The sequence below is a fragment of the Arthrobacter sp. 10N410 genome (genome assembly GCF_056394945.1).
In genome coordinates, this window is sequence record NZ_JBFTIP010000002.1 from 58612 (window position 1) to 84199 (window position 25588).

Consider the following 25588-nt stretch of genomic DNA (forward strand, 5'->3'; position numbering starts at 1 on the left):
TGGGGTTTGTGAGAAGCTAGGGGAGTGAACGACATCCTCCCCATCATCCTGCCCATCCTCGTTGCCCTGGTGGTCCTCGGTGCGCTGATTCCGGTGCTCATGAAGACCCGTAAGAACATCACCAACTACCCGTCGCAGCGCGACGCGAACGACCCCGTGCAGGGTACCGGCGGCGGCACGCTGCTGGAGGACCGTCCCGCTCCGCCCCGCGGGGCCACGGCGCCGGACGCCGTCGACCTCGAAGGCCTCGAAACCGTCGAGGTGCCGGACAACGTCGCGGGCCTCGAGACCGTTCCGGTCGAGACCCCGCTGCCGGTGGCAGGCCGCCTGACCCGACTGCGCGAACGCCTGGTCAAGTCCAACAACATCCTCGGCAAGGGCCTGCTCGCCCTGCTCTCCGCGGACAAAATCGACGAAAACGTCTGGGACGAGGTCGAGGAGACCCTGCTGCTGGCGGACCTCGGTACGGAACCGACGATGCAGCTCGTGGACGCCCTCCGCGAGCGTGTCAAGGTGCTCGGTACCCGTTCGCCCGAGCAGGTCAAGGCCCTGCTGCGCGAGGAACTCATCAAGCTTGTGGACCCCACGATGGACCGCAGCCTGAACGTCGAGCGGCACGCGGACAAGCCCGCCGTGATGATGGTGGTCGGCGTCAACGGCGTGGGTAAGACCACCACGGTCGGCAAGCTCGCCCGCGTGCTTGTTGCCGAGGACAAGGACGTGCTGCTTGGTGCCGCCGACACCTTCCGTGCCGCCGCGGCTGAGCAGCTCGCCACCTGGGGCCAGCGCGTCGGCGTCCCCACGGTCAAGTCCGACATCGACGGGGCGGACCCGGCGTCCGTCGCCTACGAGGCGGTCAAAGCCGGCATCGACCAGGAAGTCGACGTCGTCATGATCGACACCGCGGGCCGGCTGCAGAACAAGGTCGGCCTGATGGACGAGCTCGGCAAGGTCAAGCGCGTGATCGAAAAGCTCGCCGAGGTGGACGAGGTGCTCCTGGTCCTGGACGCGACCACCGGCCAGAACGGACTGAACCAGGCCCGCGTCTTCGCCGAGGTCGTGAACATCACCGGCATCGTGCTGACCAAGCTGGACGGCACCGCCAAGGGCGGCATCGTCGTCGCGATCCAGAAGTCGCTCGGGGTGCCGGTCAAGCTGATCGGCCTCGGCGAAGGCGCGGACGACCTGGCGCCCTTCGACGCCGAAAGCTTCGTGGACGCGCTGCTGAACTAGCAACTCAGCAGTCCAACTAGCTCGCACTTGTTGTCGTTTTCAGCGCTCAAAACGACAACTAGTGCGAGCTAGTTTGGGTTAATCCGTAGCGTCCGGTCAGTAGCTGAAGTTCAGCACCGTGACGGTGCCGGACGTCAGCTTTACCTTCTGCGTAGCCGAGCCGTAGGCGAAGCCCGGCACCGTCAGACGCTTGGCGGCCGGGACCGGCGAATCCTTGGCCCCGTCGATCACCGTGCTGTCCTGCGCGTTCAAGCGGGGCCCGCTGAGCTGTGTCATGGTTCCGCGTCGGGCACGGCCGGGCAGCTTCAGCGAAACTTCGGTCTGGCCGTACTTCCCGGGGTCGTTTTCGTTGACGATGACCACAGTGGTGCTTCCGTCCGCGTTCCGCAGTGCATAACTGTTGGACAAACCTCCGCCCTTGCTACTGAGCTCCAGGAACTTCCCGGGCGCCAGGTCCGCGACCATCGCCATCCCGAAGTAGTTCGCACGAGGGACCATCACGCCGTTCGGCTTCAGGAATGCCCCGCCGCTGCACAATACGGACATGGGCGGCCCACCCTTGCAGGTCGACAGGGAACTGTGGAAGCCCAGCCGGGTGATGCCGAGGCGGGCGGCGTTGAGCGCGTAGTCCGCCGCCCATAGTGCCGCCGCATGCGTCTCGGTGGTCTGGTTGGAACCCGGGCAGGCTGACATGCCGGTCTCCGCGAGCCAGGTCTCCAAGCGGGCGGCCTTGGCCACTTTGAGGGCGCTCTCCTGGTACGTGGCGGCGCGCTGGCGATTGAGCGGTCCCAAAAGGTTGGAGATGGTGGGGAAGTTCGGGGACTTCGTGTCCTTGCAGCTGGAGAGCCGGTAGTTGTGGAAAGACAGGACTTTCTTCTGCGGCAGCTTGGCGTCGACAAAAGGCTTCCACCATTTCTGGTCGTAAACGCCGGGCCCCGAAATAGTGACGCGGGGGGAGACCGCATATATTGCCTTTGCATAGGCTTTGAGTTGCGCGAGGTACTCCTCGACGCCGTAATTGGCCGGCCGCAGTTTCGTGGAGGCAAACCCGTTCGGTTCGTTCCCGACGGTAAAGCTCACCAGCCGCGGACCGAAGATCCGGGAGGCGTTCTTGATCATGTCCGCGGCCCGCGCCGGGTTGTAGTGTCCGAGGTCCACCGTGAGGCTGATCTTGGCATTGGTCGCATTCAGGAGAGCCGCAACCCGACGCAGGTCGGCCGGCGTGACCACCTTGGCCGGGTGGGATTTGTCGCCCTTGTAGTTCTTTGGCAGTGCTTCGCCCGAGGACGTCCAGAAGAATCGTCGGTCGACGGAGTTACCCCCAAACCGCAGGACGGTGCCGTCCGAGCCGTTGAGAAGCTTCACCATCGAGGCATTCTCCGCACCCAAAGCGGGATCCGCGAGGTCGGTTGCTTCCAGGGAAATTCCGACGGTGCCCTTGTTCAGGGTCGTTCCGACCGGCACGTCCTTTACTGTCAGCGTCAGCGGAGGCACTCTCACCAAGGGGGAGCCCAGCGGGGGCGGGATCTGCTTGTAGAAAGTGGCCCCTGTGCTCTTGTCCTCGTGAGCAGGTTGCCTCCGGCTGTCCCGGGCGGTGGGTTCGGCCTTTTCCGACGCCCCATTGGGTTCCGACGTCGCACTGGGGTTCGACGACACGGTGGGCACGCCGGCAACGAGAGCGACGATGGCCAGGGCGGACATTGTCGCGACGAGGCGGAGGCGTGTGATTTTGCGGGAAGGGCGGCGTCTGCGGGAGGCGGGTTCCACATCGATTGGCGGGCGGCCGGTCTGAGGCATCTCGACTAGGCCCGGGCGGGGGTGCGCTGGAAGGTTTCCCGGGCCAGCAGCCAGCCCGCGGCCGCCGCGAGCAGCACTCCGCCGGTCACGCCGAACGCCCAGCCGTAGCCCAGCCGGTCCGCCAGCAGCCCCGCGATCACGGGCCCCACGATCGCGCCGCTGTCCGCGGTCATCTGGAACACTGCAAGCACTCGGCCGCCGGATCGCTCGTTGCCGACGACGTCGGCAATGGCCGCCTGCTGTGCGGGCCCGAGCAGACCGGAACCGATGCCCGCGACGGTCGAGGCCAGCAGGAACCAGGGCAGCTCGTGGGTGAAGCCGATGGCGGCGGTGGCGAGGCCGGTGACGACGAGGCCGGCGAGCATCATCGGCTTCCGGCCCAGATTGTCCGCGAGCCGCCCGGAAAAGGTCAGCGCCGCGGCGTTGCCCGCGGCGAACACGGCCAGCGCCCAGCCCGCGGACGAGGACCCGGCGCCGAGCGCCGCCACGGCGAAGAGCGGCACGGTGGCCATCCGGACGCCGAAGGTGGCCCAGCCGTTGGCGAAGCTGGAGGCCAGTCCGGCCCGGTAGGCGCTGTCCCGCAGCGCGTCCCGGAGCAGCATCGCCGGAGCAGCCGCGCCCGCTTCGCGGGAACCTGCCGGGACGTGGCTGAGCTGGGTCTGCACGACGGCGGCGGCGAGCACCAGCGCGGCCGCGTATGCAAGGAACGGCACCCGCAGGCCGAAGCTGGCCAGCAGCCCGCCCACGATCGGGCCGCACACGTTGCCGATCAGGAAGGCTGAGGCGTAGGCACCCGAGACGCGTCCCCGGCTTTCCGGCGGCGCCAGCCTCACCACGAGGGCCATCGACGCCACCGTGAACATCACTGACCCCACACCGCCCAAGCCGCGGAAGACCAGCAGCTGCCAGTAGTCCTGGGCGAAGGCGCAGGCTGCCGTGGACGCCGCCACGATCAGCAGACCCGCCACGTACACCGGGCGTTCGCCCAGCCGCACGATTAGCGCCCCGCCGGCCGGAGCGAAGACGAGCCGCATGAACGCGAAGATGCTGACAATCACGGCCGCCGCTGTCGCGCCGACGTCGAAAGTGGTGGCGAACTGGGGGAGCACTGGCGCGACGAGGCCAAAGCCCAGCGCGATGAGGAAGGCCGCGACCAGCATCACCTTGATGTCCCGGGGCAGGCGGGGGCCGCCGGGGCGGCGGAGGCCGGCCAGCGGGCGATAGCCGTTGGCGGAACGGGTTGCTTTGCTCATGGTGCTGCTTTCGGTGCTGCTTCTGATGCCCAAGGGCAGCCAGGGGCGTGATTGAACGCGTGAAACATAACCGTAACAAGCGCGAGACGCACCATTTACTTCCGGGAGGTTCTTGTAACAACCCGGCAATGTAAATCCTCTGCCGGTGAAACACGGCGCCAGCAAACTCTTCTTAGAACGCAAAACGCGTTGGACCGGCGGACAAGTCCGCACCTAAGAGCAAGAGAGGACGCAGACCATGGAACTCACCGCGGGTCTCGTTTGGCTCCTGGTCGCGTCAGCCCTCGTGCTGTTCATGACCCCGGGCCTGGCATTCTTCTACGGCGGCATGACTCGTGCCAAGTCGGCATTGAACATGATGATGATGAGCTTCGTCGCCATTGGAACTGTAGGCATCATGTGGGTCCTGTGGGGCGCTTCGATGGCTACCAGCAACAAAGACAACTTCTTCCAGATCTTCGCGAACCCCACCAGCCACTTCGGCCTGCACAACTTCACCGAACCGGCTGACCTGCTCAAGGTAGGGTACGCGGCGACCTTCGCCATCATCACCGTGGCACTGATCTCCGGCGCTGTCGCAGACCGGGCCAAGTTCTCCGCCTGGGTCATCTTCACGCCCATCTGGGCCACCCTGGTCTACGCGCCGCTGGCCTACATGGTCTGGGGTGGAGGCCTGTTCTCCGCAGACGGCTGGTTCGGCCAGACGTTTGCCCCGGTGATCGACTTCGCCGGCGGAACCGTGGTCCACATCAATGCCGGCGTCGCCGGCCTCATCCTGGTTCTGATCATCGGCAACCGCCGGGGCTTCGGTAAGGACCCGAACCACCGTCCCCACAACGTCCCGTTCGTCATGGTGGGCGCCGCAATCCTCTGGTTCGGCTGGTTCGGCTTCAACGCCGGCGCCGCCGCCACGGTTGAGCAGGCCGGCCTGATCTGGATCAACACCCTTGCCGCTCCGGCCGCAGCGATGCTCGGCTGGCTCGCCGTCGAACGCTTCCGCGACGGGCACCCGACGTCCCTCGGCGCCGCTTCCGGCGTGGTCGCCGGCCTGGTCGCCATCACCCCCGCCTGCGCCAACGTCTCCCCGCTCGGCGCGATCGCCCTCGGCGTCGTTGCCGGTGTGGCCTCGGCGCTCGCCGTCGGCCTGAAGTTCAAGTTCGGCTACGATGACTCGCTCGACGTCGTCGGCGTGCACCTTGTCTCCGGCGTCGTCGGCACCGTGGCGATCGGCTTCCTGGCCACCCCGGCCCAGGGCACCGCGGGCCTGTTCTACGGCGGCGGCAGCACGCAGCTGGTCGCCCAGGTCCTGGCAGCCCTGATCGCCATGGCCTTCACAGCGATCATGACGTTCATCATCGCGTTCCCGATCCACAAGCTGATGGGCTTCCGGGTCTCCCAGGAACAGGAAGTCGTGGGCGTTGACCTGAGCCTGCACGCCGAGACGGCCTACGAGTTCGGTGTCAGCGGCCGCGGCGGAAGCTTCCAGCCGCTGCACGAACTCATCACCGGCAAGCAGCTGGACGAGGGCGCAGAAGTACCGGCCACCGAGTCCGTGGACGTCACGTCGAACGGCAAGAAGTCAGCAGCTGGCAAGGAAAGCGTGGAAGCATGAAACTGATTACCGCAATCGTCCGTCCGGAAAAGCTCGACACCATTAGGGAAGGCCTGGAAGCCTACGGCGTACAGGGCCTGACCGTCAGCGCGGCCAGCGGCTACGGCCGGCAGCGCGGCTACACCGAGGTGTACCGCGGCGCCGAGTACAACGTGGACCTGCTGCCCAAGATCCGGGTCGAGGTACTGGCCACCGACGAACAGGCGGACGACATCCTGGATGTCATCATCGCCAGCTCGAACACCGGCCGGGCCGGCGACGGGAAGGTCTGGACGATGGACGTCTTCGAGGCAGTCCGCGTCCGCACCGGAGAACGCGGCGCGGCAGCGATCTAGGCGGCAGCCCTCCAGCCGCAGGCGCGCGAGCGCACCGCGATCGGGGGTTGCGACAGCGGGCCGGGCACCTGAAAAGGTGTCCGGCCCGCATTTTTTGTTGCGTGCGTTGGGGCTGCTAGCGCCTGCGGGAGCGCCCGACGTCGGGCGCCGCCTGCCTTACGACGGCCAGCCCTCCGGAGGACCGGGCGTGCCGGCGGCATATTCCTCCAGCGGGACGCTGTCCCGGGCCCAGGCCTTGAGCACGGGTTCGAGGATGCGCCAGCAGTCTTCCGCAGTGTCGCCGCGCACGGACAGCAGCGGGTCGCCGGTGAGCACCCCTTCAAGCACTTCACCGTAGGGGAGCAGCTCGGAGGCGCTGAGTTCCGCCTTCAGGGTGGCCCGGTCCAGGCTGAGCACGTTGCCGGGGCCGTTCACGTCGACGTCGAACTGCAGCGTGTCCGGGCCGAAGCCGATGCGCAGCTGGTTGGGGGAGTCCACCCCGGTGAAGCCCTTGGGCAGGTGCGGCACCGGCCGGAACGTGACCACGGCTTCCTTGCGCATGGCGCCCAGCGCCTTGCCTGAGCGGAGGATGAACGGCACGCCCTGCCAGCGCCAGTTGTCGATGTCCACCTGCACCTCGGCAAGGGTCTCGGTGTTGCGGGACGCGTCCACGCCCTCTTCCTTGGCGTAGTCCGGGACCTTCCGGCCGTCGATGGAGCCTGCCGTGTACCGGGCGCGGCGGGTGTTCTTGGCGTACGGCGCCTTGATGCTGCTGGCCCGCAGGAGCGTGGCGACGGCGTCGCGCAGGTCCCCCTCGTCCACCGAGGCGGGCGGTTCTATTGCCATCAGGGCCATGATTTGCAGCAGGTGGCTCTGGATCATGTCGCGCAGGGCGCCGGCGCCGTCGTAGTAGCGGGCCCGGCCTTCCAGCGCGAGGTCCTCATCGAAGATGATCTCCACCTTCTCGACGTAGTCCCGGTTCCACACCGGCTCCAGGAAGGTGTTCGCAAAGCGCAGGCCCAGGATGTTCAGTACCGTGGCCTTGCCCAGAAAGTGATCCACCCGGTGGATGTGGTCCTCCGGGACCAGTGCGGCCAGGGTCTTGTTCAGGTCCCGTGCCGATTCTTCGCTGGACCCGAACGGCTTCTCCATCACCAGCCGGGTCCCGGCGGGGACCTGCTCCGGGGTCAGGGCTTCGCAGGCCAGCTGGCTGATCTTCGGCGGCAGGGCGAAATAGACAGCCACCGGTCCTTCCAGCGTCGCCAAGAGGCTGGCCAGCTGCCCTTCGGCGGTGACGTCCAGCTGGTGGTAGCTGGTGTTTTCGCGGATCCGTTTCAGCTCCCGCTTGCCGCTGGAGTCGGTCTGGGAGTTGGCGTCGGCGAAGGAGGTCTCAAGGCGTTCCAGCCACTGTTCCGAAGTCCAGTCGTCCGAGCCCGCGCCCACCAGGGTGAGGCCGGATGCATGGCCCCTCGCCACCAGCCGGGCCAGGCCCGGCAGCAGCAGCCTGCCGGTAAGGTCGCCCGAGGCCCCGAGGATGAGCAGGGTTTTTACTGTTGGTTGACTGGTCACCTAAGCCAGCATGCCATCTTGAAGGCGGGTCTTGGTACCCTAGATAGTCGAGTCCCGTTGTCGAGGCAGTTCGTTCCGGCGAAACAGTCACGACTCTGGCGTGCCGCACTGGCCGCCAGCTGTAGATCCACTGAAAGAAGTGCACGGCGCGTGTTCAATTCACTCTCTGACCGGTTGACAGCAACCTTCAAGAACCTCCGTGGCAAGGGCCGCCTCACCGAGGCGGACGTTGACGCCACGGTCCGCGAGATCCGGCGTGCCCTGCTGGACGCCGACGTTGCCGTCCCGGTGGTCAGGGAGTTCACCGCCCGCGTGCGCGAGCGCGCCCTCGGCGTCGAGGTCTCCGGTGCGCTGAACCCGAGCCAGCAGATCGTGAAGATCGTCAACGAGGAACTCGTCGAGATCCTCGGCGGCGAGACCCGCCGGATCCGGCTGGCCAAGACCGGGCCGACCATCATCATGCTCGCCGGCCTCCAGGGTGCCGGTAAGACCACCCTCGCCGGCAAGCTTTCCAAGTTCCTCAAGGCGCAGGGCCACAGCCCCATGCTGGTCGCCTGCGACCTGCAGCGCCCCAATGCCGTGACGCAGCTGCAGGTTGTCGGCCAGCGGGCCGGCGTTCCCGTCTTTGCCCCGCACCCGGGGGCCACCTCCTCCGAGCTGGACCACCCTGCCGGTGACCCGGTCGCCGTCGCCCGTGCCGGCGTCGAGGAAGCCAAGCGCACGCTGCACGACGTCGTGATCGTGGACACCGCCGGCCGGCTTGGCGTCGACGCCGAAATGATGGAACAGGCCCGCCAGATCCGCCGGGCCATCGTCCCCAACGAAGTCCTCTTCGTGATCGACTCGATGATCGGCCAGGACGCCGTCAACACGGCAATGGCCTTCGATGAAGGCGTCAACTTCACCGGCATCGTGCTCTCCAAGCTCGACGGCGACGCCCGCGGCGGTGCCGCGCTGTCCGTCGCGTCGGTCACCGGGAAGCCGGTCATGTTTGCGTCCACCGGCGAAGGCCTGGACGACTTCGAGCTCTTCCACCCGGACCGGATGGCCTCGCGCATCCTCGACATGGGCGACGTGCTCACCCTGATCGAACAGGCCGAGAAGTCCTGGGACAAGGACGAAGCGGCCCGGATGGCGAAGAAGTTCGCCGACCAGGAAGACTTCACCCTCGAGGACTTCCTCGCCCAGATGCAGCAGATCCGCAACATGGGCTCGATGAAGAAAATGCTCATGATGATGCCGGGCGCGCAGAACATCCGGCAGCAGCTGGAGCAGTTCGACGAGCGTGAGATTGACCGGGTCGAGGCGATTGTCCGGTCCATGACCCCGCACGAGCGGGTTGCCCCGAAGATCATCAACGGCTCCCGCCGCGCCCGCATCGCCCGCGGTTCCGGCGTGCACGTCTCCGAGGTCAACGGCCTGCTGGAACGCTTCGCGCAGGCACAGAAGATGATGAAGAAGATGGCCGCCGGCGGAGGTATGCCGGGGATGCCGGGGATGCCCGGCATGGGCGGCGGCGGAGCCCGCAAGGGGGCCAAGAACGCACCGAAGAAGAAGGCCCGCTCCGGCAACCCGGCCAAGGCCGCTCAGGAGCTCAAGGACGCGGAGGCACGGCGCGCCGCTGGCCCCAAGGCTGTGCCCACCGGTGCGGCCTTCGGCCAGCAGGGCGGGGAATTCGACCCGTCCCAGCTGAACCTGCCCAAGGGTTTCGACAAGTTCCTCGGCGGCAGCAAGTAGCGGAAGCCACCTTGGCGCTGGCAGTACCTCGGGGGCCGGTATCTCGGCGGTCAGGATGTCGTCGGCTTCGATGACGGACCAGTGCCATAGGCTTAGGTCATGTTCAAGCAGCGCGTAGTTTTCGTCCACGGGGCCGGCAGTTTTGGCGCCGCGGCGTGGCCGAAGCAGCACGGCATGGCGCTGAGCTACGACGCCTTGTTCCTGCGGCGGCACGGCTTTGACGCCGTCGCCGAGCCGCAGGAGACGGACTTCGCCGCCGACGCGGCAATTGTGCTGCGGGCCCTGGCCGACGACGGCCGCGGCGCTGCCGGCGGCCACGTGGTGGCCCATTCGCAGGGTGCGATCGCGGCGATGATGGCGGCCGTCGAACGCCCCGACCTGGTGCAGTCGCTGACCCTGGTGGAGCCGGCCTGCCTGTCCTTGACCGCGGAGCTCCCGGCCAGCGCTGCGCACCGGGCGCTCATGCAGCCGCTCTTCGACGTCCGGCACAGCCTCAGCGACGACGACTTCCAGCGGGAATTCGTCCGCCGTGCCTTCGCCGCCGGCGCCCCGGGAGCCATGACGCCGGAGGCCCTCCGGGCGGCGCGCCGGCTGCGGCTGCAGGCACCGCCGTGGGAAGCGCCGCTGCACATCGTTCCCGGCGTGCCCACCCTGGTCCTTACCGGTGGCTGGGAGCCGCTCTACGAGGAAATCGCCGGCTACCTGAGGGAGACGGGCGCCCTGCACCGCACCGCCCCCGGAGGGCACCGGCCGCAGGACTCAAAAGAGGGCGACCGCGCCATCCGCACGTTCATCGCCGACGTCAACCGCAGCCGGCACGCCCACGCGTCGTAGGAGTGGCCGGCCGGACGCCTACCCCGCAGGGCAGGCGCCCGGCCGCGGCCTAGGGGCGTGCCTGTGCCTAGGCCTGTGCCGCTGACTGTGCGCCCACGGTGGGCTCGGGCAGGTAGACCTTGCCTCCGGCCGCCAGGAATTCGTCGCTTTTCTTCCGCATTCCGTCCGCCAGCTGTGCCAAGGCTGCCTGGGGATCCGCCGAACCGTATTCGTCCCGGATGTCCTGGCTGATCCGCATGGAGCAGAACTTCGGCCCGCACATCGAACAGAAATGGGCTGTCTTAGCCGGCTCCGCCGGCAAAGTCTCGTCGTGGAATGCCTCAGCCGTCACCGGGTCCAGGGACAGCGCGAACTGGTCCCGCCAACGGAATTCAAACCGGGCCTTGGATAGGGCATCGTCACGTTCGTGCGCTCCGGGGTGGCCCTTGGCAAGATCGGCGGCGTGGGCGGCGATCTTGTAGGTGATCACGCCGGTCTTCACGTCGTCCTTGTTGGGCAGACCGAGGTGCTCCTTCGGCGTGACGTAGCACAGCATGGCGGTCCCGTAGCGGGCGATCTCGGTGGCGCCGATCGCGGAAGTGATGTGGTCATAGCCCGGTGCGATATCCGTGACCAGCGGCCCCAGCGTGTAGAAGGGCGCGCCCTTGCAGAGTTCCTGCTGGCGCTCCACGTTTTCCCGGACGAGGTGGAACGGCACGTGTCCCGGGCCCTCCACCATGACCTGGACATCGAAGTCCCAGGCCCGTTGCGTGAGCTCCGCCAGGGTGTCCAGTTCGGCGAACTGGGCAGCGTCGTTGGCGTCCGCCGTCGACCCCGGCCGCAGGCCGTCGCCGAGTGAGAAGGCGACGTCGTAGCGGGCGAAAATTTCGCACAACTCGTCGAAATGCGTGTAGAGAAAGTTCTCCTGGTGGTGTGCAAGGCACCACCCAGCCATGATGGAACCTCCGCGGGACACGATGCCGGTGACCCGGTTGGCGGTCAACGGGACGTACCGCAGCAGCACCCCGGCGTGGATCGTCATGTAGTCGACGCCCTGCTCGCACTGTTCGATCACCGTGTCACGGAAAATCTCCCAGGTCAGGGCGTTTGCTTCGCCGTTCACCTTCTCCAGTGCCTGATAGATCGGGACGGTGCCGATGGGGACGGGCGAGTTGCGGATGATCCATTCGCGGGTCGTATGGATGTCGTCCCCGGTCGAAAGGTCCATCACCGTGTCCGCCCCCCATTGCGTGGCCCATTGGAGCTTGTCGACCTCCTCGGCGATGGAACTGCTTACCGCGGAGTTGCCGATGTTCGCGTTGATCTTCACCAGGAACGCCTTCCCGATGATCATCGGCTCGGACTCCGGGTGGTTGATGTTGCTTGGGATGATGGCCCGGCCGGCGGCGACTTCGCCGCGGACAAGCTCGACGTCGCAGTTCTCCCGCAGCGCGACGAAACGCATCTCCGGTGTCACGATGCCGTGCCGCGCATAATGCATCTGGGTAACCGTTCGGCCTTCGACGGCGCGACGCGGCTCGGGCGGTGCGCCCCGCCATTCAGCCGAGGCGGCGCCGCGCCTGACCGCGGACTTGCCGTCGTCGAGCAGAGTGCGTTCCCGGCCGCTGTACGGCTCCGTGTCCGCGCGCCCGGCGATCCAGTCACGGCGGAAAGCGGCGAGTCCCACCACCGGGTCGCTGCCCGGGCCCGCGGTGCGGAAGACCCGGAACGGAGGATTCCCGACGCCGCCAGGGGACGGTGCCAGGGCGATTTCGGTTACCGGGACGCGGATCCCGCCGTCCTCGACGTACGCGAGGGCATGCGACTTCAGGGACTGCTTCACGGTAGCTGCTGCGGCGCTGTTCCCATTCTGGGCAGGGCTCTGCTGTGGATTTGTTGCGCTCAAAGAGATACTCACTTCCTTCGCCGGCATTACCCGGACAGGTTCAACGGTCGCAGGCTGCGTCAGCCCGATCTCAGCCCCTGCAAGGGCACCCGTGTGGTCGTAGACGAAGCTACCACAGCCCGACGGGAAGCCGTCGAGGGGCTGGGGGGCTGGGCGGGCTTGGCCCGCGGATCGCGATGCGGATTAGGCTTTAGGCCATGAGCGGCATCATCGAGTTCAGCTGCCCGGTCCTCACCGGAGCCGACCAAGAGCGGCGCGGGCTGTGGGCCGTGGACGGCCGCCTGACCTTCCGGCGCCCCGCGGCCGCGCCGGACCTGGTCCTGGACGGTTGGGTGATCCCCGGGCTGGTCGATGCGCACTGCCATATCGGGCTCGGACCCGGCGGGGATGTTCCCGAGGACGTTGCCGAGCGGCAGGCCCTGACCGATCGCGACGCCGGTACCCTGCTGGTCCGCGACGCCGGCGCCGTTCATGACACCCGCTGGATCCAGCAACGGCGCGAGCTGCCACGCATTCTCCGCGCCGGGCGGCACATCGCCAGGACGCGGCGGTACCTGCGGGGCTTCGCCGTCGAGGTGGAACCCGAGGACCTCGTGGAGGCCGTACGCAAGCAGGCCCGCGCGGGGGACGGCTGGGTCAAGCTGGTGGGGGACTGGATCGACCGCGACGCCGGCGACCTCGCTGCGAGTTTCCCGGCCCGGAGCGTCAGGGACGCGGTCCGGGCCGCCCACGACGAAGGCGCCCGCGTCACGGCGCACTGCTTCGCGGAGGACACCCTCGATGACATGCTCGACGCCGGCATCGACTGCATCGAACACGGAACCGGGCTGCTTCCCCGGCACTTGCCGCGCTTCGTCGAACAGGGTGTCCCGATTGTCCCCACCCTAATCAACATCGCCACTTTCCCGGACATCGCGGCCCAGGCCAAGGCAAAGTTCCCCCGCTACGCGGCGCACATGCTGGGGCTCTGGGAACGCCGCGCCGAACGGATCCTCGAGGCGTATGAGGCCGGGGTCGCCATCTACGCCGGGACGGACGCGGGGAGTGTGATCAAGCACGGGCGCATCGTCGACGAACTTGAGGCCCTGCACGGCGCCGGGCTCCCCGCCGGCGCCGCCCTCGACGCAGGGGCCTGGGCCGCCCGCGACTGGCTCGGAGCCGACGCGATCACAGAAGGTGCCAGTGCCGACGTCCTGGTCTGCGCCGAGGATCCGCGCGGGAATCTCGGCACCCTGCGCGAGCTCAGGGGCATCGTGCTCCGCGGCGAACTGGTACAGGGGAGCATCCCCGGCCATTAGGAATAAATTGAAGCTTCAAGTAATTTAACTCTACGAGGGTCGCCGAAGGTCGGGGGCCACAGAACCACCGGAGCGTTTCAATGACCGTAGAAGCCAGCACCCAGGATCTCCTTCCTGCCGAACTCACCATGGGCACCGTGATGCTCAAGGTCGGCGACATGAAGCTGATGACGGACTACTACCAGCGCGCCCTCGGCCTCGACATCGTTGCCGAGCAGGACGGCGGGCTCTACCTCGGACGCAAGCTCAAGCCGCTGGTCCACCTGGCACCGGCACCCGGGCTGAACCTGCCCTCCCGCGGCGAAGCCGGCCTCTTCCACACCGCCCTTCTCTTTGAGGACCAGCCCTCGCTGGCCGCCACCGTCGCGTCCGCCGCGCAGTATGAGCCGCAATCCTTCACCGGCAGCGCCGACCACCTTGTCAGCGAGGCCTTCTACTTCAATGACCCGGAGGGCAACGGTATCGAGCTCTACTGGGACCGCCCCCGCGAAGCCTGGTCCTGGGACGGCAAGAACGTCGTGATGGACAGCCTGGCCCTGCCGCCGCAGCGCTACCTCGAGCAGCACCTCACCGAGGCGTCGCTCGCCGGGCAGCGCGAGGCCGACGCCGGCGTCGGGCACGTCCACCTGCAGGTCGGCGACGTGCAGTCCGCGCACGACTTCTACGTCGGCACCCTCGGCTTTGAGAAGACCGCGGGCTGGCACGGCCAGGCGCTCTTCGTCTCAGCCGGCGGCTACCACCACCACATGGCCATGAACGTTTGGAACAGCCGCGGCGCCGGCCCCCGCCGTGACACCCTCGGCCTCGGCGAAGTGCTGGTTGAAGTACCGTCCGGCGACGACGTTGGCGCCCTCGCCGACCGCCTCAAGACCGCGGGCGTCCAGTCGCACCACACCGGAGCCGAGCTGCGCTTCGAGGATCCGTGGCGCAACAGCATCCGCGTCGCCGTCCGCTGATCATCCGGACATGCCCAGCCTGCAGCGCCAGGACTGGACATGTCCAACCTTCGAGGCCCGCGTTGGGCATGTCCACCTCCTGATGCTTGGGTCCGCGGACATGTCCCGCGTGCGCTTCGGGGAATGGACATAGTGGGATTATGTCCATTGCTCGCGTCCGGGGGTGCGCATGTCCGTTGGCGGGAGTGCGCGAGGCGGGGCGCGGCATGGGGTCCCTCGGCCATGTCCGTCCGCCGATCGGGACGCCGGGCATGTCCATCCGCCGCGGTCAGGGATGGACATAGTGGGATTATGTCCATTGCTCGCGGCCGGGGCAGGGCATGTCCGGTCCGGGCGCGGCCGGGCTGGAGCGGATAGGCTGAAAGCGACGCCAAAAACGCGGCCAGCGCCGCCAACCCTCATGAGGAGCACTTCCTTGGGATTTACTGAAATCTTCGTCGCCACCCATGACGCCGCCCTCAAGCGTGCAGCGGCCCTCGACGGCGGCGCCGCGGTCGCCCCCGGCGCGGTCCGGATTCCGGACATCAGCGACTTCGAAGTCGAACGCCTGGGTGACCTGGCCGGGACTGCCGTGCATGCCGCCGGGGCCGACTATGAGCTGGCCATGGTGGACGTGGCCAGCGACTCCCTGCTGGGCGTGCCGGCCGCCATGGTCCGTGCCCTGGCCGAGTTGCTCAGCTACGAGACCGAGGGCGAGGGTGATGTCCTAGCGGACGTCGCCGAAGGCTGGGCCGCGGAGGAGGACATGCCCTTCGGTGCCGACCAGGCCGCCCGCTATGTCCGCCAGCTCGCCGAACTCGCTGCCGGCGTTGACCCCGCCACCAAGGCCGGGCTCTACGTCTGGACCTCCTGACGCGCCCAAGCCGACGGCTCGAAAAAGTGCCCGGACACGCAGCCCTAGGGCGTCAAGTCGAAATCCGAGCGGTGATCTGGCACAATGAACAGGTACTCGATCTGCGTGGCCCCTCTCTCCGCGTCCGGATCTTGTCCTTTTAGAACCCCCTAGTACGGCCCGCCCCACGGGTGCAGAACGCCGGGCTCGACCCCGTTTCAGAAACAGGAGTGACCACAAAAGTGGCCGTAAAGATTCGCCTTAAGCGCTTCGGCAAGATGCGCGCACCGTACTACCGCATCGTCGTCATGGACGCACGCTCCAAGCGTGATGGCCGTGCCATCGAAGAGATCGGCAAGTACCACCCGACCGAAGAGCCCTCGTACATCGAGGTCGACACGGACCGTGCCCAGTACTGGCTCGGCGTCGGCGCACAGCCGTCCGAGCAGGTTGCCGCGATCCTGAAGATCACCGGTGACTGGCAGAAGTTCAAGGGTCTCCCGGGCCAGGAGGGCACCTTGAAGACCAAGGCTCCCAAGGAAGCCTTCGTCACCCCGGAAAAGGGTTCCGTGATCATCCCGGAAGCCATCACCAAGAAGGCTAAGAAGGACGACGCAGCTGAGGCTCCCGCCGACGCCGAAGCAGAGACCACCGAGGCTGAGTAAATTGCTGGCAGAAGCGCTCGAACACCTGGTCCGCGGGATTGTTGACAGCCCCGAGGACGTCAAGGTCAGTGCGAAGAACAACCGCCGCGGGGACACCCTCGAGGTGCGCGTTCATCAGGACGATCTGGGACGGGTGATCGGACGCCAGGGCCGCACCGCACGCGCTTTGCGCACTGTGGTGGCGGCGCTGGCCGACGGCGAGCCGGTCAGGGTCGACGTCGTCGACACCGACCGCCGCCGGTAGCGCGACCAGCATTATTTGTCTTTAGTCCGGCCCCTTCACCAGCTTATGGTGGAGGGGCCGGACTGTTTTGCGCAGCACATGCACCAACAAATCCCAGACTTTACGAGAACCCGAACAGAGGAACAGATGCAGCTTCAGGTGGCACGAATCGGCAAGCCCCATGGCATCCGCGGCGAAGTGACCGTCCAGGTGCTGACGGACGCCCCCGGTGACCGCTTTGTTCCCGGCACCCAGTTCGTGGTGGAACCGGCGTCGGCCGGGCCGCTGACCGTTGAGAGCGCCCGCTGGAACAAGGACATCCTGCTGCTGGCGTTCGAGGAGGTGGAGACCCGCAACGAGGCGGAAGCCCTCCGCGGAGCCAAGCTCTACGTCGAGACCGAAGAACTGGACGAGGACGACGACGAGGGCTGGTACGAGCACGAGCTGGTGGGCCTGGACGTCCGCGTCGGCGACCAGGTGGTCGGCAAGGTCTCCGGTCTGCACACCATGCCGGTCCAGGACCTGCTCGTGGTGACTGACCGGGACGGCAAGGAAATCCTGATCCCGTTCGTGGAGCAGATCGTGCCTGAGGTTAATGTCGCGGACAAGTACGTCCTCGTCACCCCGCCAGCCGGCCTTTTCGAGGTCAACACCGAGGCCGGCGGGACCCCCGACGACGGCGGCACCGAAACAGACGCCGACGCCGAGGGAGCCAGCGACGCCGAACGTGGCGCGGGGGACAACGCCTAAGATGCGGATCGACGTCGTCAGCATCTTCCCCGAATACCTGGCACCGCTGGAACTCTCGCTGATCGGAAAGGCCCGCCAGGACGGGCTGCTGGACCTCAACGTCCACGACCTCCGCGACTTCACCACGGACCGGCACCGCACCGTGGACGACACCCCGTATGGCGGCGGCGCCGGCATGGTGATGAAGCCCGAACCGTGGGCCCAAGCCCTGACCGCCATTGCCGAGGCCGGCCCGAAAGCGCCTGGGGCGGAGGCCGTTCGCAAGCCCGTACTGATCGTCCCATCGCCGGCGGGGGAGCGCTTCAGCCAGGCGATTGCCCACGAACTCGCGGAAGAAGAGCAGCTCGTCTTTGCCTGCGGACGCTACGAGGGTATCGACGAACGCGTCCTGGAGTGGGCCGCGGAACACTTCACCGTCCGGCCCATGAGCCTCGGGGACTACGTGCTGAACGGCGGCGAGGTGGCCGTGCTGGCCATGGTCGAAGCCGTGGGGCGGCTGTTGCCCGGCGTCGTCGGAAACCCCGAATCGCTCGTGGAGGAATCCCACTCCGACGGCCTGCTCGAGTACCCCGTGTACACCAAGCCCTCCAGCTGGCGGGACCGCGAGGTTCCGCCCGTGCTGCTGAGCGGCAACCACGGCAAGATCGCGCAGTGGCGGCGTCACGAACAGTACCGGCGCACCGCCGAACGCCGGCCGGACCTGCTCGACGCGTTCGACGCCGGCAAGCTGCCACGCGCGGACCGCACCGCTTTCGGGGAACTGGGCTACGACGTCGTGGACGGCCGGCTCCTGCGCCGCCCCGACGCCTGAGCTGAGCCGATTCGCGAAGCCCATTCGCTTGGCCAATTCACCAAAACGTGCCGGAATGTGGCAAAATTAGTCCTTGTGCCTGCTGGGTGCGAACCTGCCACAGGGGGAGCGTCACCAACAGCGCGGCACCCCGGTCCCGTCAATTCCTGACGGAGCCGGAACGACAATACTTTCGGCGGGAATTTCCGGTGCGCACAGCACCCGGGCTTGGCCGCCGTGACCCAACGTGAATGACCTGTGGCGTTCACCAGGAGTGGATCAATGCATATCCTCGATTCCGTAGATGCAGCTTCGCTGCGCAACGATGTTCCCGAGTTCCGCGCGGGTGACACCATCAAGGTGCACGTGAACATCATCGAAGGCAAGAACTCCCGTGTCCAGGTCTTCCAGGGCTTCGTCCTGGGCCGCCAGGGCGACGGCGTCCGCGAAACCTTCACCGTCCGCAAGGTCTCTTTCGGCGTCGGCGTGGAGCGTACCTTCCCGGTACACTCCCCGATCATCGACAAGATCGAGCTCGTCTCCAAGGGTGACGTGCGCCGCGCCAAGCTTTACTACATGCGTGCACTGCGCGGTAAGGCTGCGAAGATCAAGGAAAAGCGCGACTTCCAGACCGCCAAGTAAGTCCTTCGGACTTTCCAGCGGGTCCACGGAGGGCTCCGGCGTTTGCCGGAACCGTCCCCACTGCGCCGTTCAATTAGAAAAGCGTTAGAGGACACGGATCATGGAACAGACAAGACGCCGGCCCAGGAAACTGGGCTGGCGTTTTGCGCTTCTGGGCCTGGTGCTGGCCGTGGCAATCAGCGGCCTGGTCCGGTCACTGTGGCTGGATGTTTACTTCATCCCGTCCGCGTCGATGGAGCCGCTGCTCCGCGACGGTGACAGGATCCTGGTGTCCCGCACCGACTTCGCGTTCGACCCGGTCCGCCGCGGCGACGTCGTGGTCTTCGACGGCCGCGGCTCTTTTGCCCCGCTCAGCAGCGGCAAAGGACCTGCGGCTGACGTCCTGACCGGCGCTGGCCACTGGCTGGGCCTGACCGGCAGCGACACCACCTATGTCAAGCGCGTCATCGGGCTACCTGGCGACCGCGTGGTGTGCTGCGGCGCGGACGGCCGGCTCACAGTTAACGGCCAGCAACTTGAGGAACGCTATCTGTATGAAGGCGACGCCCCGAGTAAGTTGAAGTTCGACGTGATTGTCCCGGACGGCAGGCTCTGGCTGATGGGAGACCACCGTTCGAAATCGGCCGATTCGCGCAGCCTGCTGGGCGCGCCGGGAGGCGGTATGGTCCCGCTGGAGCGCGTGATCGGCCGCCCGGTACAGATCATCTGGCCGCTTGATAGATTTGCAGCAATTCCGAGGCCCAACGAGGCCGCCACGACGATGAAGAACGGACAGTAGATGCCCGAGACCGGACCCCGGACTCCTGATCCGCGGGGGCACGACGAGCCCCGAGTGACCTCCTCGCCCATCCCCGGCGCCGAACACCCGACGACGCGGCTGCCCGCCGCGCCGAGGCCCGAACACGCGCCGGACCCTCGGCCGGTGCAGGCTGAACCGGTTCAGGCTGAATCGGTGCACGCTGAACCGGTGCACGCGGCGCCCGCGGCGCCCGCGCAGCCCGAGCGGGCCGAGGGCGCCCCATTGGCCGGTCCCTCACATGCCGGACCGTCGTCGGCGCGGGCCCGAAAGGCTAAAGCCCGCGAGGGCCGCAACCCGATGCTTCTCTGGCTTAAGGAGATCGCCACGGTGGTGGTGATCGCCGTCGTACTGTCTTTCCTGATCAAGACCTTCCTGTTCCGGGCTTTCTATATTCCGTCCGAGTCCATGATGAACACGCTGGACGTCAACGACCGGATCTTCGTCAACTTGCTGGTGCCGGAGCCGATCGCCTTGGAGCGCGGGGACGTCGTGGTGTTCCGGGACACCAAGGGATGGCTTGTCCCGAGCGCCGTGAAGCCGGCCGGTCCGTTGACCGGTGTCCAGGATGCGCTGACGTTTGTGGGCCTGCTCCCCGACAACTCCGAGCAGCACCTGGTCAAGCGCGTCATCGGCCTGCCGGGCGACCACGTCGTCTGCTGCGACGGCAGCGGCCGGCTCACCGTCAACGGGGCTCCCCTGAACGAGAAATACGTCAACAGCGCCGAGGTCCCGCAGGTGCGCGACTTCGACGTCGTCGTCCCCGCCGGCAAGGTCTGGGTCATGGGCGACAACCGGAACCACTCCGCCGACTCGCGCGCCCACATGGAAAGCAACGGCGGCTTCATCGACGTGGCCGACATCGAAGGCAAGGCGGCCGTGATCGCGTGGCCGTTGAACCGGATCACGTCGCTGGACAACTATCCGGACGTGTTCCGCGGCGTCCCGACTCCGGTGAAGAAGTAGGGACAGCAGTGTCCGAAGCTCCAACCCTCGACTACGAGCGCCGCTTCCGTGGCTCCGGCGCGCGGCTGCTCGCCGGGATCGACGAGGTGGGACGTGGGGCCCTGGCCGGACCCGTCAGCGTCGGAATCGCCGTCGTGGACCTGCATAAGCAGAAGCTGCTCGCCGACGTGCGGGACAGCAAGCTGCTCAAGGTCGCGGACCGGGAACGGCTCGAACCGCTGGTGCGCAGCTGGAGCGTCGCCTCGGCCGTGGGGCACGCCAGCGCGGCGGAAATCGACGCGCTGGGGATCATCGGCGCGCTCCGGCTCGCCGGCAACCGTGCCTGGTTCGCGGTGCTGGCCGCCGGTGTGACACCGGACGTAGTGCTCCTGGACGGCAGCCACAACTGGCTCTCACCCGTGGCGCAGGCCTCGCTCTTCGACGAGGGCCCCGAGGAGCCGGGCTGTGACGCCCCGGTCCACACCCTGGTCAAGGCCGACATGCAGTGCCTTAGCGTGGCCGCCGCATCCGTGCTGGCCAAGGTCGAACGTGACCGGCAGATGGCTGTCCTGCACACCGAGTACCCGGCGTTCGGCTGGAACGAGAACAAGGGCTACGGCACCGCTGCGCACAAGGAGGCCCTCCGCGCCGCCGGCCCCACGCCGTACCACCGGGTGAGCTGGCAACTACTCGGCGACTGAGCGGTGGCGCGCGCCCGGCGCCCGATGGTGCAAGATGGAACCATGAGTGCCGAGGACCTTGAAAACTATGAGACCGACATGGAGCTACAGCTCTACCGCGAATACCGCGACGTCGTCGGGCTGTTCAGCTATGTGGTCGAGACCGAACGGCGTTTCTACCTGGCCAACCACGTGGACCTGCAAGCGCGCAGCGCCGACGGCGAGGTCTACTTCGACCTGACCCTGCAGGACGCCTGGGTGTGGGATGTCTACCGCTCCGCCCGGTTCGTCAAGAGCGTCCGCGTTATCACTTTCAAAGACGTCAACGTCGAGGAGCTCCCGCGCAGCGAGGAGCTCGCCCTGCCCAAGGTCGAGGGCCTGGGCAACTGATTCCTGCCTCGCGTGACCTGAAGTTACCCACATAGCCGAATTTTTGTCCGCGTGCTGGCCGCCCTGCGATCCACGCTGGAGGCATGAGAGCTAAGGACATGCTGGGCCGGCGCGGCGAGGAACTCGCCGCCGGCTTTATCGAAGCCCAGGGGATGCGGATTGTTGACCGTAACTGGCGTTGCCCCGAGGGTGAAATCGATATCGTCGCGCTCGACGGCGACGCCCTGGTCATCGCCGAGGTCAAGACCCGAAGATCCCTCGCCTACGGGCACCCGTTCGAAGCCGTGGGCGTGGACAAGCTCGCCCGGCTGCACCGGCTGGCCTCGGCGTGGTGCCGGGACCATGAGCTGCAGATGCCGCTGCGCCGCGTAGACGTCATCGCCGTGGTCGACGACGGGACCGGTTCCCCGGCCATCGAACACCTCAGAGGGGTGGGGTAGATGGCGCTGGGACGGACCTATTCGGTGGCGCTGGTCGGCCTGAACGGATACATCGTCGAGGTCGAGGCCGACATCGGGCAGACCCTGCCTGCGTTCGTGATCCTCGGCCTGCCGGATGCCTCGCTCAATGAGGCCAAGGAACGGATTCGGTCTGCGGCGCAAAACTCCGGTATCCCGCTCAGCCGCCGGAAGATCACCGCGAACCTCATTCCGGCGTCGCTGCCCAAGCGCGGCTCCGGATTCGACCTCTCCATCGCCATGGCGGTGCTGCTGGCCGCCAACGACGTGCGCTCCACCGGACGCCATGTCTTCATCGCCGAACTTGGCCTGGACGGGCGGCTGCGTCCGGTCCGCGGCATTCTGCCGGCCGTGATGGCGGCTGTTCAGGCGGGGTATCCCGACGTTGTGGTGGCCCAAGCCAACGCCGCCGAAGCAGAGCTGGTGCCCGGCGCCAGGGTCCGCGGCTACCGTACCCTGGCCAGGCTGGCGTTCGATTTCGGCGCGGACCCGCAGGACCTTGCCCTGGACTTCGAGCCGGACACCGCGGATGCCGACGACGTCGACGGGACGGCCCCGGCCGGCCTGGCGCCGGATATGTGCGACGTCTCTGGCCAGTCTGACGGTCGCCGGGCCCTGGAAGTGGCCGCCGCCGGAGCGCATCACGTGCTGTTCACCGGCCCGCCCGGGGCAGGCAAGACCATGCTGGCAGAGCGCCTGCCCGGGTTGCTCCCTGATCTCGGTGACCGGGAAGCCATGGAGGTGACGGCCATTCATTCCCTCAGTTCGCTCACCTCGGCTTCCGTCACGCTGCTGCGGCGGCCGCCCTACGAGAATCCGCACCACACCGCCACCGCGGCTGCCATTATCGGCGGAGGATCCGGATTGCCTCGGCCCGGCGCGGCGTCCAGGGCTCACCGCGGCGTGTTGTTTCTCGATGAAGCCCCCGAATACGAGCGCCGGGTCCTCGACGCACTCCGGCAGCCACTCGAAAGCGGCGAACTGGTCATCCACCGCTCGGCGGGCACCGCTGCCTACCCAGCCCGGTTCCAGCTGGTCCTCGCCGCCAACCCCTGTCCCTGCGGCAAAGCCTCCGGAAAGGGCGTGGACTGCACCTGCACCCCGATGATGCGGCGCCGTTATCTCGCTCGGATGTCGGGGCCGCTGCTGGACCGGGTCGACATCCAGTTGGAGGTCGAGCGCGTCGCACTCGCAGACTTCGGCCAGCCCCGGGCCGAAGAGGCCACGGCCGACATCGCCGCCAGGGTGCGCGCCGCCCGGGAGCGCCAGCTGGACCGGCTCCGGCCGCTCGGACTGGAAACCAACTCGCAGGTTCCCGGACGGGTGCTCCGCGGCCCCCTGCGGCTCTCGGGACCTACAACGCGGATCCTCGACCATGCGCTGGAACGCGGCGCCCTGACGGCCCGCGGCTATGACCGGGTGCTGCGTCTGGCGTGGACCCTTGCGGATCTCTCCGGCCGCGACGGGCCGGACGCGGACGACATCGGTCAAGCGCTCAATCTTCGGCAATCCGCATCGGCTGCCGCGTGACGGCGCCGAGATGTCCCATCCCGCCACGCCCCGCTATCAGCACCACAGCAGCACCGGAAGAGGAGAGAGCAGCACCATGACACAGAACGAAAGGACCGCCCGGGCGGCGCTGTCCAGGCTTCTGGAACCCCAGGACGCCGCCGGCCTGGCGCTCGTACGGGTTGCCGGCGCCGAGGATGCGCTGCGGATCGCCACCGGGCAACTGCCGGCCGGCCCGAGGCTGGAGCAGGAACTTTCCCAGGTGCTGGAGCAGAACGGCGCCGGCGGCGGCTGGACCGGCCTGGGCATGGCACTGAAGCGCTGGGCACCGCGGGTACCCGACCTGGCGCCGGAGCGCGACCTGGCGACCATGCAGCGCCTCGGCGGCCGCCTGATTATCCCGGCGGACAACCTGTGGCCCGGCCAGCTCGCGGACCTGGGGCTGCAGGAGCCGCTCTGCCTCTGGTGGCGGGGCGTGGAACAGGAGTTGCCGCCAGTCCACAAAGCCATTGCGCTGGTGGGCTCCCGCGACAGCACAGCCTACGGCTCTGCAGTAACGGGCGACCTCGCTTATGGGCTGGCCCAGCGGGGCTTCACGATTATCTCCGGCGGAGCCTACGGGATTGACGCCCACGCCCATCGGGCCGCCCTGGCCGGGGCCGCCGCGGGCCTGCCAACTATCGCCGTCATGGCCGGGGGAGTGGACCGGTTCTACCCCGCGGGCAACGAGGATCTGCTCCGTGCGGTGGCCAACCAGGGCGCCGTGCTGGCCGAGGTCCCACCGGGTTCTGCCCCCACACGGTACCGCTTCCTGCAACGCAACAGGCTCATCGCTGCGCTGGCCGCCGTCACGGTGGTGGTCGAAGCCCGGTGGAGATCCGGGGCGCTCAACACCGCCCACCATGCCGAGACCCTGGGCAGGGCGGTCGGCGCGGTGCCGGGCTCGGTGCACAGTGCCAACTCGGCCGGCTGCCACCGGTTGCTGCGCGAAGGCGGCGCAGTGTGCGTCACGGACGCGGCCGAGATCGCGGAACTGGCCTCGCCGAGCGGCGAGGCGCTGCCGGAGGCCAAGGCGGGCCGGGCGGAGGCCCACGACGGGCTGACCCTCGAAGACCTCATTCTCCTGGACGCCCTTCCGCTGCGGATCACCAGCACTATTGAGAAGCTTTCCGTGGTCGCCGGGCTGAGCCCGGAATCGGTCAGGGCTGGTCTTGGGCGGCTCGGACTGCTGGGCCTGGCCGAATCACACCGTGGCGGCTGGAAACGCTCCGCCAAGGCGGGCTGACGCGATGCACCAGCTCGGTGGCGCATCACCGCCCGGGGGCAAAACGCCATGCCGCCCCGCGCCGCGACTTCCAGCATGGTGCGGAGCAAGCACGCGGGCGTTGGCGGCGCGCCGCCGGACTGCGCTGGCGCCGGCCAAATTGCTGGGAGAGTGGGAGGGTGTCAACACAGCAACTTCCCCCAGCGCTCGCTGCGGCCGCCCACGGCTTCGGCCGGTATCTGGAGGCTGAGCGGGGCCGCTCCGCCCACACCGTCCGCGCCTACCTTTCCGACGTCGGAAGCCTGTTGGCGCATGCGGTCTCGGAGGGCGCGGAGGATCTGGCACACCTGGAACTCGGCACACTGCGGCGCTGGCTTGGCACCCAGAGCGAAGCCGGGATGTCACGAGCCACGCTGGCCCGGCGCGCGGCCACCGCGCGGGCCTTCACCGCGTGGGCCGTCCGCGAGGAGCTCATCGCCGCCGACCCCGCCCTGCGGCTGAAGGCCCCGAAACGGGAGAAGTCCCTGCCCGGCGTGCTGCAGCAGGGGCAGGTGCAGCGGCTGGTGGCCGGAGCCGAGTCGGCCGCCGCGGAAGGGGAGCCGCTGGCCCTGCGCAACCGCGCCATGCTGGAGCTGCTCTACGCCACGGGCGTCCGCGTCGGCGAGCTGGCCGGCCTGGACATCGACGATCTCGACCCGGACCGCCGGACCCTGCGGGTGCTCGGCAAGGGCAACAAGGAGCGGACGGTTCCCTACGGCCTCCCGGCCGCGGTCGCCGTCGACGACTGGCTGCGCCGTGGACGCCCGGCCCTGGCGGCGGACGGCTCCGGCCCCGCGCTCTTCCTCGGGGCGCGCGGAAAGCGGGTGGACCAGCGGCAGGTCCGTAGCGTCGTCAAGGGGCTGCTGGACGGGCTGGGGGACACCTCGGCCACGGGTCCGCACGCACTGCGGCACTCGGCGGCAACCCACCTGCTCGACGGCGGGGCGGACCTCCGCGCGGTGCAGGAAATCCTGGGGCACAGCAGCCTGGCAACCACCCAGATCTACACCCACGTCTCCGTAGACCGGCTCCGGAAAAGCTACCAGCAGGCGCATCCGCGGGCTTGACCGGCCGCCGTCCGGCACGGCGCCGCGACCTGGGCCATCAGGGCTCCCGG

At 67.8% G+C, this 25588-nt stretch carries 25 protein-coding genes and 1 riboswitch; of the genes, 21 read left to right on the forward strand and 4 right to left on the reverse strand.

Going from position 1 to position 25588, the window contains the following annotated elements; translation table 11 throughout:
- Positions 1-24 precede the first annotated feature (24 nt).
- Positions 25-1233, forward strand: a complete 1209-nt coding sequence (gene ftsY, locus AC1DB8_RS04760) for a signal recognition particle-docking protein FtsY (protein ID WP_441417500.1) — start codon at positions 25-27, stop codon at positions 1231-1233.
- Between the two features lie 96 nt (positions 1234-1329).
- Here ftsY and AC1DB8_RS04765 read toward each other — a convergent pair whose 3' ends face one another.
- Positions 1330-2697, reverse strand: coding sequence for a hypothetical protein (locus AC1DB8_RS04765; protein WP_476892342.1), 1368 nt, complete (start codon positions 2695-2697; stop codon positions 1330-1332).
- Between the two features lie 338 nt (positions 2698-3035).
- Positions 3036-4283: an MFS transporter gene (locus tag AC1DB8_RS04770; RefSeq protein WP_476892343.1), complete on the reverse strand. Its 1248-nt coding sequence runs from the start codon at positions 4281-4283 to the stop codon at positions 3036-3038.
- A gap of 238 nt (positions 4284-4521) precedes the next feature.
- On the opposite strand from AC1DB8_RS04770, the gene AC1DB8_RS04775 reads away from it, so the two are divergent.
- Together AC1DB8_RS04775 and AC1DB8_RS04780 are read left to right on the forward strand one after the other, a co-directional pair.
- On the forward strand, positions 4522-5895 hold the full coding sequence (locus tag AC1DB8_RS04775; protein ID WP_175320844.1) for an ammonium transporter: 1374 nt from the start codon (positions 4522-4524) through the stop codon (positions 5893-5895).
- The gene (locus AC1DB8_RS04780; protein ID WP_175320845.1) at positions 5892-6230 is read left to right on the forward strand and encodes a P-II family nitrogen regulator; all 339 of its coding nucleotides are present in this window, start codon (positions 5892-5894) and stop codon (positions 6228-6230) included. Before AC1DB8_RS04775 ends, AC1DB8_RS04780 begins: the two co-directional genes overlap by 4 nt.
- Before the next feature lie 156 nt (positions 6231-6386).
- Here AC1DB8_RS04780 and AC1DB8_RS04785 read toward each other — a convergent pair whose 3' ends face one another.
- The gene (locus AC1DB8_RS04785) at positions 6387-7778 is read right to left on the reverse strand and encodes a glucose-6-phosphate dehydrogenase (RefSeq protein ID WP_476892344.1); all 1392 of its coding nucleotides are present in this window, start codon (positions 7776-7778) and stop codon (positions 6387-6389) included.
- A gap of 150 nt (positions 7779-7928) precedes the next feature.
- Between AC1DB8_RS04785 and ffh the strand changes: the two genes are divergently transcribed.
- Together ffh and AC1DB8_RS04795 are read left to right on the forward strand one after the other, a co-directional pair.
- Positions 7929-9515: a signal recognition particle protein gene (ffh, locus tag AC1DB8_RS04790; protein ID WP_476892345.1), complete on the forward strand. Its 1587-nt coding sequence runs from the start codon at positions 7929-7931 to the stop codon at positions 9513-9515.
- 99 nt (positions 9516-9614) lie between these two features.
- Positions 9615-10349, forward strand: a complete 735-nt coding sequence (locus tag AC1DB8_RS04795) for an alpha/beta fold hydrolase (RefSeq protein WP_441417506.1) — start codon at positions 9615-9617, stop codon at positions 10347-10349.
- Positions 10350-10416: 67 nt separating this feature from the next.
- On the opposite strand, the gene thiC is transcribed toward AC1DB8_RS04795, so the two are convergent.
- Positions 10417-12261 (reverse strand): phosphomethylpyrimidine synthase ThiC, encoded by a 1845-nt coding sequence (gene thiC / locus AC1DB8_RS04800; protein WP_476892346.1) that lies wholly within the window; start codon positions 12259-12261, stop codon positions 10417-10419.
- Positions 12230-12337, reverse strand: a riboswitch (TPP riboswitch). (Overlaps the previous gene by 32 nt.)
- Before the next feature lie 94 nt (positions 12338-12431).
- Between thiC and AC1DB8_RS04805 the strand changes: the two genes are divergently transcribed.
- From AC1DB8_RS04805 to AC1DB8_RS04880, 16 genes are all read left to right on the forward strand, one after another.
- A complete protein-coding gene (locus AC1DB8_RS04805; RefSeq protein ID WP_476892347.1) occupies positions 12432-13532 on the forward strand; it encodes an amidohydrolase family protein in 1101 nt (366 codons plus the stop codon).
- 80 nt (positions 13533-13612) lie between these two features.
- Positions 13613-14488 carry a VOC family protein gene (locus AC1DB8_RS04810; protein WP_441417509.1) on the forward strand — a complete coding sequence of 292 codons (876 nt, stop codon included), beginning with the start codon at positions 13613-13615 and terminating at the stop codon, positions 14486-14488.
- A 415-nt stretch (positions 14489-14903) separates the two neighbouring features.
- Entirely contained in the window at positions 14904-15341 is a 438-nt protein-coding gene (locus tag AC1DB8_RS04815) for a hypothetical protein (RefSeq protein WP_175320852.1), read from the forward strand.
- A gap of 221 nt (positions 15342-15562) precedes the next feature.
- Positions 15563-15985, forward strand: a complete 423-nt coding sequence (gene rpsP, locus AC1DB8_RS04820; protein WP_138769023.1) for a 30S ribosomal protein S16 — start codon at positions 15563-15565, stop codon at positions 15983-15985.
- A 1-nt stretch (position 15986) separates the two neighbouring features.
- Entirely contained in the window at positions 15987-16229 is a 243-nt protein-coding gene (locus AC1DB8_RS04825; protein ID WP_056426755.1) for an RNA-binding protein, read from the forward strand.
- Positions 16230-16355: 126 nt separating this feature from the next.
- Positions 16356-16958: a ribosome maturation factor RimM gene (gene rimM / locus AC1DB8_RS04830; protein ID WP_476892348.1), complete on the forward strand. Its 603-nt coding sequence runs from the start codon at positions 16356-16358 to the stop codon at positions 16956-16958.
- 1 nt (position 16959) lies between these two features.
- Positions 16960-17769: a tRNA (guanosine(37)-N1)-methyltransferase TrmD gene (gene trmD / locus AC1DB8_RS04835; RefSeq protein ID WP_476892349.1), complete on the forward strand. Its 810-nt coding sequence runs from the start codon at positions 16960-16962 to the stop codon at positions 17767-17769.
- Positions 17770-18030: 261 nt separating this feature from the next.
- The gene (gene rplS / locus AC1DB8_RS04840) at positions 18031-18390 is read left to right on the forward strand and encodes a 50S ribosomal protein L19 (RefSeq protein ID WP_056738299.1); all 360 of its coding nucleotides are present in this window, start codon (positions 18031-18033) and stop codon (positions 18388-18390) included.
- A gap of 100 nt (positions 18391-18490) precedes the next feature.
- Positions 18491-19168, forward strand: a complete 678-nt coding sequence (gene lepB / locus AC1DB8_RS04845; protein WP_441417512.1) for a signal peptidase I — start codon at positions 18491-18493, stop codon at positions 19166-19168.
- Positions 19169-20152: a signal peptidase I gene (gene lepB, locus AC1DB8_RS04850; RefSeq protein WP_476892350.1), complete on the forward strand. Its 984-nt coding sequence runs from the start codon at positions 19169-19171 to the stop codon at positions 20150-20152.
- A gap of 8 nt (positions 20153-20160) precedes the next feature.
- A complete protein-coding gene (locus AC1DB8_RS04855) occupies positions 20161-20832 on the forward strand; it encodes a ribonuclease HII (protein ID WP_441417514.1) in 672 nt (223 codons plus the stop codon).
- Between the two features lie 42 nt (positions 20833-20874).
- The gene (locus AC1DB8_RS04860) at positions 20875-21201 is read left to right on the forward strand and encodes a DUF2469 domain-containing protein (RefSeq protein ID WP_056426737.1); all 327 of its coding nucleotides are present in this window, start codon (positions 20875-20877) and stop codon (positions 21199-21201) included.
- 83 nt (positions 21202-21284) lie between these two features.
- A complete protein-coding gene (locus tag AC1DB8_RS04865; RefSeq protein WP_476892351.1) occupies positions 21285-21641 on the forward strand; it encodes a YraN family protein in 357 nt (118 codons plus the stop codon).
- Positions 21642-23189: a YifB family Mg chelatase-like AAA ATPase gene (locus AC1DB8_RS04870; protein WP_476892352.1), complete on the forward strand. Its 1548-nt coding sequence runs from the start codon at positions 21642-21644 to the stop codon at positions 23187-23189. It begins immediately after the preceding gene.
- A 76-nt stretch (positions 23190-23265) separates the two neighbouring features.
- Positions 23266-24453: a DNA-processing protein DprA gene (gene dprA, locus AC1DB8_RS04875; RefSeq protein WP_476892353.1), complete on the forward strand. Its 1188-nt coding sequence runs from the start codon at positions 23266-23268 to the stop codon at positions 24451-24453.
- A gap of 158 nt (positions 24454-24611) precedes the next feature.
- Positions 24612-25538 (forward strand): tyrosine recombinase XerC, encoded by a 927-nt coding sequence (locus tag AC1DB8_RS04880; RefSeq protein ID WP_441417518.1) that lies wholly within the window; start codon positions 24612-24614, stop codon positions 25536-25538.
- Positions 25539-25588 lie beyond the last annotated feature (50 nt).

Excerpts from the sequence above, each read along its gene's own strand:
- rplS (WP_056738299.1), top strand. The coding sequence starts at position 18,031 with ATGCATATCCTCGATTCCGTAGATGCAGCTTCGCTGCGCAACGATGTT.
- AC1DB8_RS04805 (WP_476892347.1), top strand. The coding sequence starts at position 12,432 with ATGAGCGGCATCATCGAGTTCAGCTGCCCGGTCCTCACCGGAGCCGAC.
- lepB (WP_441417512.1), top strand. The coding sequence starts at position 18,491 with ATGGAACAGACAAGACGCCGGCCCAGGAAACTGGGCTGGCGTTTTGCG.
- AC1DB8_RS04780 (WP_175320845.1), top strand. The coding sequence starts at position 5,892 with ATGAAACTGATTACCGCAATCGTCCGTCCGGAAAAGCTCGACACCATT.
- AC1DB8_RS04770 (WP_476892343.1), bottom strand. The coding sequence starts at position 4,283 with ATGAGCAAAGCAACCCGTTCCGCCAACGGCTATCGCCCGCTGGCCGGC.
- rimM (WP_476892348.1), top strand. The coding sequence starts at position 16,356 with ATGCAGCTTCAGGTGGCACGAATCGGCAAGCCCCATGGCATCCGCGGC.
- AC1DB8_RS04775 (WP_175320844.1), top strand. The coding sequence starts at position 4,522 with ATGGAACTCACCGCGGGTCTCGTTTGGCTCCTGGTCGCGTCAGCCCTC.
- dprA (WP_476892353.1), top strand. The coding sequence starts at position 23,266 with ATGACACAGAACGAAAGGACCGCCCGGGCGGCGCTGTCCAGGCTTCTG.
- AC1DB8_RS04860 (WP_056426737.1), top strand. The coding sequence starts at position 20,875 with ATGAGTGCCGAGGACCTTGAAAACTATGAGACCGACATGGAGCTACAG.
- lepB (WP_476892350.1), top strand. The coding sequence starts at position 19,169 with ATGCCCGAGACCGGACCCCGGACTCCTGATCCGCGGGGGCACGACGAG.
- thiC (WP_476892346.1), bottom strand. The coding sequence starts at position 12,261 with ATGCCGGCGAAGGAAGTGAGTATCTCTTTGAGCGCAACAAATCCACAG.
- AC1DB8_RS04865 (WP_476892351.1), top strand. The coding sequence starts at position 21,285 with ATGAGAGCTAAGGACATGCTGGGCCGGCGCGGCGAGGAACTCGCCGCC.
- trmD (WP_476892349.1), top strand. The coding sequence starts at position 16,960 with ATGCGGATCGACGTCGTCAGCATCTTCCCCGAATACCTGGCACCGCTG.
- AC1DB8_RS04870 (WP_476892352.1), top strand. The coding sequence starts at position 21,642 with ATGGCGCTGGGACGGACCTATTCGGTGGCGCTGGTCGGCCTGAACGGA.
- AC1DB8_RS04810 (WP_441417509.1), top strand. The coding sequence starts at position 13,613 with ATGACCGTAGAAGCCAGCACCCAGGATCTCCTTCCTGCCGAACTCACC.
- AC1DB8_RS04795 (WP_441417506.1), top strand. The coding sequence starts at position 9,615 with ATGTTCAAGCAGCGCGTAGTTTTCGTCCACGGGGCCGGCAGTTTTGGC.